Below are 13,588 nucleotides of genomic sequence, written 5' to 3' on the forward strand. Positions count from 1 at the left end.
CGCGTTCGAGCTTGCGCAGCTCGCCCCAACTCAGCGCGGCAGATCCGTCTTCCCCATCAAGAACGTGTCGATCGACCGGGCGCACAGCCGACCCTCGCGGATGGCCCAGACCACCAGCGATTGGCCGCGGCGCATGTCACCGGCGGTGAACACGTTCGGGCGCGAGGTCTGGTAGTCGAGCGTGTTGGCCTTGACGTTGCCGCGGGGGTCGAGCTCGACCGAGAGCATCTTGAGCAGGCCCTCGTGCACGGGATGGACGAAGCCCATCGCGAGCAGGACGAGGTCGGCGTCGAGCTCGAACTCGGTGCCGGCAATCGGCTTGAAGTTGTCGTCAACGCGGACGCAGTGCAGCTTCTTCACCTGGCCGTTCTCGCCGGTGAACTTCTGCGTCAGCACGGCGAATTCGCGGACCGCGCCTTCGGCCTGGCTGGAGGACGTCCGCATCTTCAGCGGCCAGTTCGGCCAGGTGAGGCCCTTGTTCTCGTGCTCCGGCGGGGCCGGCATGATCTCGAGCTGGGTCACGGAGAGCGCGCCCTGGCGCAGCGAGGTGCCGATGCAGTCGGATCCGGTGTCGCCGCCGCCGATGACGACCACATGCTTGCCACCGGCCAAAATCTCCTGGACGCCGCCGAGCGGCTCCTCGGACACGCGGCGGTTCTGCTGCGGCAGGAAGTCCATGGCGTAGTGGATGCCTGCGAGGTCGCGGCCGGGGATCGGCAGGTCGCGCGGGGCTTCGGCGCCGCCGGTCAGCGCCACGGCGTCGTGCTCGTTGAGCATCTCGCGCGGGTCGACATTGCCGTCGACGCCGACATGGCTGTTGTAATGGAAGGTGACGCCTTCGCCTTCCATCTGCGTGACCCGGCGGTCGATGACGTTCTTTTCCATCTTGAAGTCGGGAATGCCATAGCGGAGCAGGCCGCCGGCCTTGGCGAACTTCTCGAACAGATGCACGTCGTGGCCGGCGCGCGCGAGCTGCTGCGCGCAGGCCATGCCGGCCGGACCCGAGCCGATCACCGCGACCTTCTTGCCGGTCTTTACGGCCGCCACTTCCGGCTTCAGCCAGCCATTGTCCCAGGCGCGGTCGACGATCGCGCATTCGATGGTCTTGATGGTGACGGGGTTGTCGTCGATGTTGAGCGTGCAGGAGGCTTCACACGGCGCCGGGCAGATACGCCCCGTGAACTCCGGGAAATTATTGGTCGAGTGCAGATTGCGCGAGGCTTCTTCCCAGTTGCCCTGATAGACGAGGTCGTTCCAGTCCGGGATCTGGTTGTTGACCGGGCAGCCGGGCGTGCCGGGCGAGACCGAGCCGGTGCCGTGGCAATAGGGGATGCCGCAGTTCATGCAGCGCGCGGCCTGGTCGCGCGTTTCCTTCTCGGAGAGGGGAACGACGAACTCGTGGAAATGCTTCACGCGCTCGGCGACCGGGGTGTACTTGCGGTCATGCCGTTCGATTTCGAGAAAACCCGTGATCTTGCCCATTAAACCCGAAGTCCCTGCCGCTTAAATTCGTTGTGTTTCTCTCTCGTCGTCATTGCGAGGAGCGTGAGCTTCGAAGCAATCCAGTCCGCATCAGAGGAGAAAGTCTGGATTGCTTCGCTACGCTCGCAATGACGGGGTGTGATGCTCAGGCCCCGATCGCGATTTTCGGCTCGGCGTCCGCGTTGGCGGCCATTTCGCGCAGCGCGCGCCGGTATTCGACCGGCATCACCTTGCGGAATTTCGGCAGCCAGTCCTTCCAGTTCGCCAGGATGTCGGCGGCACGCCTGGAGCCGGTCGCTTTCGCATGGCGCGTGATCAGGACGTGGAGCCGCTCGACGTCGGAGGCGAGCAGGTCCTTGAACACGTCGACCCGGCCGTGCGCCTCGAGGTCACCGGAGTGGTGATAGGTGCCGGCGTTGATCAGCTCTTCCGACAGCACCGGCTCGAGCTCGACCATCGCCATGTTGCACAGCCTGTCGAAGTCGCCGGTCTCGTCCAGCACATAGGCGATGCCGCCGGACATGCCGGCCGCGAAGTTGCGCCCGGTCTTGCCGAGCACGACCACGATGCCGCCCGTCATGTATTCGCAGCAATGGTCGCCGGCGCCCTCGACCACCGCCACGGCGCCGGAATTGCGCACGGCAAAGCGCTCACCGGCGATGCCGCGGAAGTAGCACTCGCCTTGAATGGCGCCGTACATCACGGTGTTGCCGACGATGATGCTCTCTTCCGGCACGATGCCGCTGTTGGCCGGCGGCTTGACGATGATCTTGCCGCCCGAGAGGCCCTTGCCGACATAGTCGTTGGCTTCGCCCTCGAGCTCGAAGGTGACGCCTTGCGCCAGCCACGCGCCGAAGGCCTGGCCCGCGGTGCCCTTGAGGCTGACATGGATGGTCTCATGCGGCAGGCCGGCATGGCCGTAGATCTTGGCGACCGCACCCGACAGCATCGCGCCGGCGGAGCGGTTGGTGCTGTTGATCTTGGCCTCGATCTTCACCGGCGCACCGCGGTCGAGCGCAGGCGTCGCCTGCTCGATCAGCGTGCGATCGAGCACCGCTTCCAGATGATGGTTCTGGCGTTCGGAGTGATAGATCTTCTGGCCCTTCTCTTCCTTCTGCTTGACGAAGAGCTTGGAGAAGTCGAGCCCCTTGGCCTTCCAGTGCGCGACCAGCTTGGTCTGGTCGAGCAGCTGCACCTGGCCGATCATCTCGTTGAAGCTGCGGAAGCCGAGCGAGGCCATGATCTCGCGGACCTCTTCGGCGACGAAGAAGAAGTAGTTGATCACATGCTCGGGCTGGCCGGTGAAGCGCTTGCGCAGGACGGGGTCCTGGGTCGCGACGCCGACCGGGCAGGTGTTGAGATGGCACTTGCGCATCATGATGCAGCCGGCCGCGATCAAGGGCGCGGTGGCGAAGCCGAACTCGTCGGCGCCCAGCAGCGCGCCGATCACGACGTCACGCCCGGTGCGGAAACCGCCGTCGACCTGGACCACGATGCGGCTGCGCAGCCGCTCGCGCACCAGCGTCTGGTGGGTTTCGGCGAGGCCGATCTCCCACGGCGAGCCGGCGTGCTTGATCGAGGTCAGCGGCGAAGCGCCGGTGCCGCCCTCGAAGCCCGCGATGGTGACATGGTCGGCGCGCGCCTTGGCGACGCCCGCGGCCACCGTGCCGACCCCGATCTCGGAGACGAGCTTGACCGAGACCGCGCCGTCCGGGTTGACGTTCTTGAGGTCGTAGATCAGCTGCGCCAGATCCTCGATCGAGTAGATATCGTGGTGCGGTGGCGGCGAGATCAGGCCGACGCCCGGCGTCGAATGCCGGACCTTGGCGATGGTCGCGTCGACCTTGTGGCCGGGCAATTGGCCTCCTTCGCCGGGCTTGGCGCCCTGCGCCATCTTGATCTGCATCATGTCGGAGTTGACGAGATACTCCGTGGTGACGCCGAAGCGGCCGGAGGCGACCTGCTTGATCGCCGAGCGCATGCTGTCGCCGTTCGGCAGCGGCTTGAAACGGTCCGCTTCCTCGCCGCCTTCGCCGGTGTTCGACTTGCCGCCGATCCGGTTCATGGCGATCGCGAGCGTGGTGTGCGCCTCGCGCGAGATCGAGCCGAAGCTCATCGCGCCGGTGGCGAAACGCTTCACGATGTCCTTGGCCGGCTCGACCTGGTCGAGCGGTATCGGCTTGCGCTTCTCTTCGTCCGCATTCTTGATCCGGAACAGGCCGCGCAGCGTCAGGAGACGCTCCGACTGCTCGTTGAGGATCTTCGCGAAAGCGCGGTAGCGTTCCAGCGAATTGCCGCGCGCGGCGTGCTGCAGCAGCCCTACCGACTCGGCGGTCCACGCATGGTCCTCGCCACGGCTGCGATAGGCGTATTCGCCGCCGACATCGAGCGAGGTCTTGTAAACGAGCGCGTCGCCGAACGCGTCGGCATGACGGCGCACCGCCTCTTCGGCAATCTCGCCAAGACCGACGCCCTCGACGCGGGTGTGGGTGCCGGCGAAGAATTTGCCGACGAATTCCGCCTTGAGGCCGATGGCGTCGAAGATCTGCGCGCCGCAATAGGACTGGTAGGTCGAGATGCCCATCTTGGACATCACCTTGAGCAGGCCCTTGCCGATCGACTTGATGTAGCGCTTGACGATCTCGTAGTCGTCGAGCGAGCCGGGCAGGCGGTCCTTCATCGCGATGATGGTCTCGAACGCCAGATACGGATTGATCGCTTCCGCGCCGTAGCCGGCGAGACAGGCGAAATGATGCACTTCGCGCGGCTCGCCGGATTCGACGACGAGGCCGACCGAGGTGCGCAATCCGGTGCGGATCAGATGATGATGCACGGCGGCGCAGGCCAGCAGCGACGGGATCGGAACCCGGTCGGTGCCGACCATGCGGTCGGACAGGATGATGATGTTGACGCCCTCGCGCACTGCGCTCTCCGCGCGTGCGCAGAGCTCATCCAGCACCTGGTCCATGCCGGCCGCGCCGAGGCCGGCGTGGAAGGTGGTGTCCAGCGTGCGCGACTTGAAATGCGACTCGGCGACCTCGGAGATCGAGCGGATCTTTTCGAGGTCCGCGTCGGTCAGGATCGGCTGGCGCGCTTCGAGGCGCTTGGTGGTGGCAAGCCCTTGCAGGTCGAACAGGTTCGGCCGCGGTCCGATGATGGAGACGAGGCTCATCACCAGCTCCTCGCGGATCGGGTCGATCGGCGGATTGGTGACCTGCGCAAAGTTCTGCTTGAAGTAGGTGAACAGCGGCTTGGCCTTGGCCGACAGCGCCGAGATCGGCGTGTCGTTGCCCATCGAACCTGCGGCTTCCTCGCCGGTGGAGGCCATCGGCGTCATCAGGATGGTGATGTCTTCCTGGCTGTAGCCGAACGCCTGCTGGCGATCGAGCAGCGACAGGTTGGAGCGCACGCCGGTGGTCGGCACCTTCGGCAGCTCTTCCAGCACGATCTGGGTCCGCTCCAGCCACTCCGTGTAGGGATGGCTTCTGGCGAGCTCGGCTTTGATCTCGTCGTCGGGGATCAGGCGGCCCTGCTCGAGATCGACCAGCAGCATCTTGCCGGGCTGCAAGCGCCACTTGGTGATGATCTGGTCCTCGGGAATCGTCAGCACGCCCATCTCGGACGCCATCACGATGCGGTCGTCCTTGGTGACGAGATAGCGCGCCGGCCGAAGGCCGTTGCGGTCGAGCGTGGCACCGATCTGGCGGCCGTCGGTGAACGCGATCGCGGCGGGGCCGTCCCACGGCTCCATCAGGGCGGCGTGATATTCGTAGAAGGCGCGGCGCTTCTCATCCATCAAGGGATTGCCGGCCCACGCCTCCGGAATCATCATCATGACGGCGTGCGGCAGCGAGTAGCCGCCCTGCACCAGGAACTCGAGCGCGTTGTCGAAGCAGGCGGTGTCCGACTGGCCTTCGTAGGAGATCGGCCAGAGCCGGTTGATGTCCTTGCCGTACAGCTCGGAGCTCACCGAGGCCTGGCGCGCCGCCATCCAATTGACGTTGCCGCGCAGCGTGTTGATCTCGCCGTTATGCGCGATCATGCGGTAGGGATGCGCCAGCGACCACGCCGGGAAGGTGTTGGTCGAGAAACGCTGGTGCACGAGCGCCAGCGCGCTCTCGAAATCCTTCTCGTGCAAATCGGGATAGTACTTGCCGAGCTGGTCGGCGAGGAACATGCCCTTGTAGATCACGGTGCGGCAGGACATTGAGCAGGGATAGTAGCCGGCGAGGCCGCGGTCGCGGCGCTGATAGATCGCCTGCGAGATCGACTTGCGCAGAATGTAGAGCCGGCGTTCGAAATCGTCCTCGGTCTTGGCGGTGCCGTTGCGGCCGATGAACACCTGCATGCAGGCGGGTTCGGTCGGCTTCACGGTGACGCCGAGCGAGGAATTGTCGGTCGGCACGTCGCGCCAGCCGAGCAGCGTCAGGCCCTCTTCCTTGATCTGGTCGGCGATGATGCTTTTGATGACGTTGCGCCACGCGGTGTCGCGCGGCATGAACAAGGCGCCGATGGCGTATTCGCCCGGATTGGGCAGCGCGAAGCCGAGCTCCTTCGCCTTGCGGCTGAAGAAAGCATGCGGGATCTGCACCAGAATGCCGGCGCCGTCACCGGCGCGCGGGTCGGCGCCGACGGCGCCGCGGTGCTCGAGGTTGCAGAGGATGCTGAGCGCGTCCGCAACGATCTCGTGCGACTTCTGGCCCTTGATGTTGGCGATGAAGCCGACGCCGCAGGAATCTTTTTCCAGGCTCGGATCGTAGAGGCCTACGGCCGGCGGCCGTGAATTGTGTTCCTGAATCGGATCGGCCGTTTTCGAGGCGACCGTCGCCGACAGTTGTTCTGCCACGATGTTTCCGCGCTCGACTTGCGACCCGTTCATGTTCTCGTCCTCTCCATGCGGCAAGCTGTCTCACCGCCATCTTCGGCGCACCTTGGGCGTCCCGCGGCACCCGCTTCTGGGTCACCGCTCGTCCGCTCGCGAGCCGCATTTTCTTAAATTCAAGCCAAGGCGTTCTTCGTCCCCGAGAACGGCTTTGCCTGTTGCCTTCTTGGCGCTCGAAAGCACCGACTTTCGTTGCAATCCCTATGCCGGAACCGCAAGCAAAATTGAGACAGTCTTCCTGTCCTAACCGTCACCTTGCCAAATTTTTGTCTATCACACAAGCGCGCGCAAGTCCCGATTCCCCATAGATCAATCAATCGCTTTCCAGAAGTTGCGCGGCCCCGGTTTAGAAGCAAACACGCCCCGATCCGGCCGCGGCGACGCCGGAATCCTCAATGAAGCTTCGGATCAACCCTTCGGAAGCTGCGCCACGCCGCAAGAAGCGAAAGAGCGCGATCCATCCGGGGGCCTGACAGGAGCGTCTCGACCATGAAGTTTTTCACAGGATGTGTGGCCGCCGCCGCGCTGGCGCTGGCTGCGACCGCGGCTCAAGCGCAGGTTCCAGGGCGAGGGGCGATGATCGCGGTCTCGGATTTCGACGGCCCCTATGCGCCGCCGGAGGCCGCGCCGCCTCCGCCGCGCTACGGCTATGGCTACGAAGAACGCGGGCCGGCCCCGGTGCTACTGCCGTCGACCGAGGTCTACGCGGTGCTGCGCGAGAACGGCTTCTCGCCGCTCGGCATCCCGCGCCTGCGCGGCAGCGTCTACACCATCGCGGTGATCGATCGCCGCGGGGAGGACGGCCGGCTGGTGATCGATGCCCGCGACGGACGGATTTTGCGCTTCATGCCGGCTGCCGACGCCTACGGCATGGCGCCCGGCTACGAGCAGCCTGCGGTTGCGCCTTACCGCCCGCAAAGCGTGCTGCCGCCGCCGACCATGGTCCGCAGTGGTCCGCCCCGCCCACCGGCTCCGATTCCGCATGTCGCCAGCCGCTCTGTGCCGCTGCCGAAGGCCGCCCCGCCGCGCGAGGCCCCGGTCGTCGCCGCCAAGCCGGCCGAGCCTGCGACGCCGCAGGCCCAGGTGCCGCAGGCACAACCTGTGACGCAGACCGCGGCCGCCGTGCCGTCCAAGCCCGCTGAGGTCGCACCGCAAGCCGCCGCGCCAACCGTAGGTCAGGTCAAGCCTGCCGCGACGATCCTGCCTACGCAGGAGATGCCGGCGGCACAGGGACTGGACTAAGCGCGGGCGTTTGATGCGATGGCCCGCATCACACCCAACGGTGTCGTCCTGGCGAAGGCCAGGACCCATACCGCGAGGTCCATCGAGCGATTGAGGTGCGAGTACCGGACGACGAGTCTTCGCCAAACATCCCCTTGGGTCCTGGCTTTCGCCAGGACGACGTTGGGGAGAGAGCGGAGCAAAACAAAAGGCGCCTGAGCACTCAGGCGCCTTTGCACCATGACAAGCGCTGCTCAGCTCCGCCCATACCCCGCCGCTTCCAGGATCAAATTCGCCACCTCCCTCGGATGAGACACCAGCGAGAGGTGGCCGGCATCGAGCTCGATCGTGGTGGCATTCATGCGCTTGGCGAGGAAGCGTTCGAGATCGGGATTGATGGTGTCGTCGCTCTTCGACACCGCGTACCAGCTCGGCTTGGAATGCCATGCAGCCTCGGTGGTGCGGCCGGCGAAGATCGAGGCGGCGGTCGGCCATTGCACGGCATAGAGCTCCTTGGCCCGCTCCGGCTTCACGCCATTGGCGAAATACTTCAGGAAGGCGTCTTCCGAGAGCCTGGTGTAACCGTCGCGCTCGACGACGCCGGTGCGCACCGGTCCCGCGGGGAATTGCTTGGACAGGTCGACGAAATCCTCGTTGGCATCGGGTGCGCGGGCGGCGACATAGACGAGGCCAGTGACCTTCGGGTCGTTGCCGACCTGGCTGATGACGGTGCCGCCCCAGGAATGCGCGACCAGCACGGTTGGACCATCCTGCTCGGCCAGCGCGCGCTTGGTCGCCTCGACGGAGTCCGACAGCGACGACAGTGGATTCTGCACGGCAGTTACGTTGAGGCCTGCGGCCTGGAGGATCGGGATCACCTCCGACCAGCTCGAGCCGTCGGCCCAGGCGCCGTGCACCAGCACGATGTTCTTGGCCTTCACCGTTTGCGGGGTCTGTGCGTGAGCAAGGCTGATGGGGGCCGCCAGCAGGCTCGCGGCGACGAAAAGGCTGCGCCAAAGTGTCATGATCGTTCTCCGTCTCATTTTGTGTTCGATATTCAAAGGACGGTGTGCGGAGCGGCGGCGTTACGCTTGGTCACTCACCTGTGACAACCGCCTTGGTCGGGGGCGTACGAGACACGCAGGCGAGCTCATGCGGTGTGTGGGTAACGTAGAACAACAGACCCAAACCTGTATTTCGATTTCAACCGAAAACCAGCTGCCGGCCGCAGGATTTGCGGCTACTTGCAGCTTTCGCGAGCCAACGACTGAACACGCAAAAAAACGCCCCGGGGCACCGGGGCGTTTTCGCAACCTGGAAGTGGCGTCCGTGATTTACGCGGCTACCGAGTTCTCGATCACCTGTGCGCCCTGCGCACCGGTGTTGATCGCGATCTGGCGCGGCTTCTTCGCCTCGGGAATCTCGCGGACGAGGTCGACGTGAAGCAGCCCGTTCTCGAGCGAGGCGTTCTTCACCTGCACGAAATCGGCAAGCTGGAATGCGCGCTCGAAAGCACGCGCGGCGATGCCGCGGTACAGCACTTCGGCCTTCGAGTTCTCGTTGGCGACTTTTTCGCCCTTGATCGTCAGCGTGTTTTCCTTCGCGACGATGGAGAGCTCATCCTTGGCAAAGCCCGAGACCGCAACGGTGATGCGGTAGTCGTTCTCGCCGGTGCGCTCGATATTGTAGGGGGGATAACCGGGGCTGCCGTCCGAACCGGCCTGGTCGAGCAGGTTGAAGAGGCGGTCGAAGCCGACGGTGGAACGGTAGAAGGGGGTCAGGTCGTACGTACGCATGGTCAAGTCCTCCATTGAGCGACTGTTGAGTAACCCGCCCGCCAATCGGGCCGGGCTTTCGTCTGTGTGCAGCCTGATGTTCCGGTTCCGAAACACTGGTAGCGGCCTGCACCAAGGTGATATGGGTTGACGAGAACGGCGTTCAAGAGGGCGGATACTTAGCCTTTTCGGCGCTCCCGCCCCCTGATTTGCAGCACTTCGTGCCCAAGCCCTCCCCATCATGACGCTGGTCTCGATACCATCCAATCCCGTTCCCGAAGACGTCGTCAGCGGCACCATCAAAACCCCTGATGGCGTCGAGCTGCGCTTTGCGCGCTGGGCGCCGCCGGCGAACCGCAAGGGCACCGTCTGCGTCTTCACCGGACGCAGCGAGCAGATCGAGAAATATTTTGAGACCGTGCGCGACCTGCGCGACCGCGGTTTTGCGGTGGCGATGATCGACTGGCGCGGGCAGGGCCACTCCTCGCGCCGCCTGCGCGATCCGCGCAAGGGCTATGTTCGCGACTTCGCCGATTTCGAGATCGACGTCGAGACCTTCGTGCAGCAGGTGGTGCTGCCGGATTGCCCGCCGCCCTTCTTCGCGCTAGCCCACTCCATGGGCGGCACGGTGATGCTGCGGGTGGCGCATGCGGGCAAGCGCTGGTTCGACCGCATGGTGCTGTCGGCGCCGATGATCGACCTGCCCGGCCGCGCCACCTCGTTTCCGGCGCGGGCGCTGCTGAAGACGATGCGCGTGTTGGGGATGGGCGGCCGTTATGTCCCCGGCGGCACCGACCAGATCACCGGGCTCAATCCCTTCATCAACAATCCGCTGACCAGCGATCCCGTGCGCTATGCGCGCAATGCCGCGATCCTGGAGGAGGATCCGACCCTCGGGCTCGCGTCACCGACGGTCGCCTGGGCCGATACCGCCTTCCGCGCGATGAACACCTTCAAGGGCAAAAACTACCCGTCCGATATCCGTCAACCGATCCTGATGCTGGCGGCCTCCAGCGACACCGTGGTCTCGATCGCGGCGATCGAGGAGTTCGCCTATCATTTGCGCGCCGGCTCCCATCTCGTGATCGCCGGTGCCAAGCACGAGATACTCCAGGAGCAGGACCGCTACCGTTCCCAATTCTGGGCCGCCTTCGACGCCTTCGTGCCGGGCACGCCGCTGTTCAAGTGAGGGGGAGCGATGCTTCCCTGCGACCACACGACGTCATGCCCGGGCTTGTCCCGGGCATCCACGTTCTTAGCGCCGTGAGGCAGATCATGGATGGCCGGGACAAGCCCGGCCATGACGAGGAAGTAGAATCACTCGCTACAGCGTCTTCAGGTACTCGATCAGATCGTAGCGCTCGTTGTCGTCCTTGAACACGCGGCCGATCACGCCGGGACGTTTTTGCTCGCCCGGCTTGCGCTCGAAGGAATGGCCGAGCACGCTGTTCCCCTGGATCGGATCCTTGTCCGACCCGGCCGAGAACTCGGTTTCACCCGTCTTGCACTTCTCGTCGGCGGTGACCGCAAAGCCGACGGTCACCGGATCATAGTCGCGGCGGCCCATGCAGAATTTTTGCGGGCGCTCGCTTGCAGGCTTCAGCAACCAATAGAGAGACGGCACCGAGCCGTTGTGCAGATAGGGCGCCGTGGCCCAGATGCCGTTCAGCGGCCGTGCCCGATAGCGTGCTCCCCCCACCGGATTGAGGCAGTTCTTGCGCGCGAGATTCCACAATTTCGCCCGCTCGGCGTCCGGAGTCTTCTCGTCGTCCATCCATTTGCGGGCGACGAGATCCACCACCGTCATCAGCCCGAGCGCATACACCATCTCGGTCGGCGAGCTTGCGGTCGAGACGTCGCATTGCCACCATTTCTGGAGGTCGGCCGTATTCACCTTCAGGAAGCCGGGCAGATCGACGATCCTGTTGCTGAGCACGAGCGACTGTTCGGGATCCGTCTTGATCTCGTCGAGGGGGATCGTCACCGCGTTCAGCACCTTGCTGTCGCCGCTGGGCTCCCAATGTCCCGAAGACCAGAAAGCCGGGGTGTCGATCGCCGGCAGATGACATCCGGAACACATCTCGGCGTAGATCTTGCGGCCGTTGTCGACCTTCTTCTGATCGAGCCTCCAATTGTCGCCGAGGATCTGCGAGGGCCATTTCGGCGCCAGCAGGCCGCCGAACTTCGGACCGGTGGAGGGATCCGCCGTCTTGAACGGATCTGGCCCCCTGAGCATGTCCTCGATCCAGCCGAGCGTGTTGATATGAACGGAGGACCGCCACAGCCTGTCCTCAGGGTAGGCGTCGGACAGATTGAGCAGCGCCGTCACGCCGAGGGCTTCGCCGGCGTTGCGGATCAGCGGCTGCTCGATCGAGGCGTCGTACTGGGCGAACTTGAACCAGGGCACGGTCCAGATCGGGGGATAGCTGACCGGGGCGTCCTGGGCGTGCAGGTTCTTCTCGAATCCCTTGATCCCGCTCAGCGCGAGATCCTGCGAAAAAACCTGATTGCCGATGCGATTGAGAGCGTCGAGGCGACCGAACCCTTCCTCGGTGTCCTGCTGCTGCCTGCCGTTCCAGGTCTTCTTGCCTTCAATCGTCTTTTGCTGGGTTTGCGCCCAGTCGATCAGGAAGTTGCCGATCGCGCTGAGCTTCTGCTTGAGCGCGGCGCGGTCAGCCTTGCTGGCATCGGGGCCGAGCACGCGATCGGCGAAGCGCTGGAAGCGGAACGGCACGTAAAGCGTGTAGGCGATCGACAGGCCGGTGGAGAGTTCGAGCTTCTTCAGATCGGTCATGGCCGGGCCGCCGTCGAAACGCACGTCCACGCCCTGGTAGTGGATCTGGCCGGTATGGCAGCCCGCGCAGGTCAGTCCGATCTTGTCCTCTTCGCGACGGCCCGTCGCGGGATCGATGACACCGGTCATCCGTGCGAAGCCGACCGGCAGGCCGTCGACGTTCTCCGCCGGCGTCCACCTAGTCGACCAGTCCGGCGCCTGCGTCGTCTCGTAGACATTGGCGTAGCCAAAGCGGCGCAGTGACGTCGCATCGGTCTGGATCGACTGCGGGCTCGGGATGAACCCGAAGCGCTCGAGATAGGCGCTGTCCGTCATCATGCCTGGCCGCGAGAACAAATGCAGGCGCGGCTGCTCCAGCGCCATGAACCATTCGTAAGGCACCGGGAAAGTCGCGGTGCCCTGACTGGCGTGGTGAAACCAGTGCCTGTCCTTCAGCGACCAGTTCTGTTCGAGCCAAAAGGCCGCCTTCGTCTCGGGGACCGTGGGCAAGGGCGGCGGCAGGAGATTCACGAGAATTCCCTTTTGCGGCAGCATGGCGCGCATCTGGTCGGGGAATTCGGCGACCGCAACGAGCAAGGCGAGACCGAGGGCGACGAGCAGGGCCGCAACCTTGAGGGCGCCCCGCACCACGCGCTGGCAGGTCGACAGCACCGGCTGCGATACGAGCCGCTGGTTGATGCGAGCAGGGAATTGTCGCTCGTTGAACAGAGTGCGCACGTCGGCCACGCTGAGATAGCGGTCCTCACCCGCGCCCTTGCCCGCGATCTTCAGGAGGATCGGCCACTCGAACTTCATCAGCAGAGGGTAGTACCAGCGCGCGGCGCTGCCGGCGCGCTTGAGGTTGTCGTGCATGAAGACGCCGATTTCCGAGGCGTTGAGACCCGGCTCGGAGTCGCCGCCGTTCGGATCCTGGTAGGTCCGGCCGAAGCTCGCAAACCGCGCAAGCTCGTCCTCATCGACGTTGCCGTCGACGCCGAGGACGCGCGAGCCGGCACCGCGCTTGTCGAGGGGGCCGCCACGCAACGCGTCGAGCTGCGCGCCCGAAAATATGCTCTTCAGGATGTGACCCAGACCGTTGGCGATAAGCGCGACGCCGCGGACCTGGATGCGGGCCGAGACCTTCTTCAGCCCGGTCTCGCCGCTCGCATTCGCGATCGTTTGCGACAGCGTGCCGAGCGGGACGGTTCCGCCGTCAACAAACCCCTCGCCGACGAGGCCGCGGAGGAATGGACAGGGATTGTTCGGCGAGACCTGGATCGAGGGGTCGAAGGGGGGCTTCGGAGCGGAGTCATGCATGGCCCAAAATCCTGAAAACGGCGAATCGTGAAATACAGACGCGGCGATAGAGCGCGGAAAGTCCTGACAAGCCGACAACACATTATACTACTTCAGCGTGTAGCGGAGTGTGGCTGAATCCACTGTCGTGTCAATAAA

General features: G+C 64.7%; 7 protein-coding genes. 2 read left to right on the forward strand and 5 right to left on the reverse strand.

Annotated features, from left to right (window positions below; all coding sequences use genetic code 11):
- Positions 1-30: 30 nt before the first annotated feature.
- Entirely contained in the window at positions 31-1,482 is a 1,452-nt protein-coding gene (locus IVB41_RS06085) for a glutamate synthase subunit beta (protein WP_247427939.1), read from the reverse strand.
- 145 nt (positions 1,483-1,627) lie between these two features.
- Positions 1,628-6,361 (reverse strand): glutamate synthase large subunit, encoded by a 4,734-nt coding sequence (gene gltB, locus IVB41_RS06090; RefSeq protein WP_247427943.1) that lies wholly within the window; start codon positions 6,359-6,361, stop codon positions 1,628-1,630.
- Positions 6,362-6,853: 492 nt separating this feature from the next.
- On the opposite strand from gltB, the gene IVB41_RS06095 reads away from it, so the two are divergent.
- Positions 6,854-7,606 (forward strand): hypothetical protein, encoded by a 753-nt coding sequence (locus tag IVB41_RS06095; protein WP_247427946.1) that lies wholly within the window; start codon positions 6,854-6,856, stop codon positions 7,604-7,606.
- Positions 7,607-7,839: 233 nt separating this feature from the next.
- Here the strand turns inward: IVB41_RS06095 and IVB41_RS06100 are convergent, their stop codons facing one another.
- Together IVB41_RS06100 and IVB41_RS06105 are read right to left on the reverse strand one after the other, a co-directional pair.
- The gene (locus IVB41_RS06100; RefSeq protein WP_247427948.1) at positions 7,840-8,610 is read right to left on the reverse strand and encodes an alpha/beta fold hydrolase; all 771 of its coding nucleotides are present in this window, start codon (positions 8,608-8,610) and stop codon (positions 7,840-7,842) included.
- Positions 8,611-8,919: 309 nt separating this feature from the next.
- Positions 8,920-9,381, reverse strand: coding sequence for an Hsp20 family protein (locus tag IVB41_RS06105; protein ID WP_007597127.1), 462 nt, complete (start codon positions 9,379-9,381; stop codon positions 8,920-8,922).
- A gap of 220 nt (positions 9,382-9,601) precedes the next feature.
- On the opposite strand from IVB41_RS06105, the gene IVB41_RS06110 reads away from it, so the two are divergent.
- Complete coding sequence (locus IVB41_RS06110; protein WP_247284709.1) at positions 9,602-10,549, forward strand: alpha/beta fold hydrolase; 948 nt, start codon at positions 9,602-9,604, stop codon at positions 10,547-10,549.
- 135 nt (positions 10,550-10,684) lie between these two features.
- On the opposite strand, the gene IVB41_RS06115 is transcribed toward IVB41_RS06110, so the two are convergent.
- A complete protein-coding gene (locus IVB41_RS06115) occupies positions 10,685-13,450 on the reverse strand; it encodes a di-heme-cytochrome C peroxidase (RefSeq protein WP_027565527.1) in 2,766 nt (921 codons plus the stop codon).
- Between the last annotated feature and the right edge of the window lie 138 nt (positions 13,451-13,588).

Source organism: Bradyrhizobium sp. 44 (assembly GCF_023073095.1).
Classification (GTDB): Bacteria; Pseudomonadota; Alphaproteobacteria; order Rhizobiales; family Xanthobacteraceae; genus Bradyrhizobium.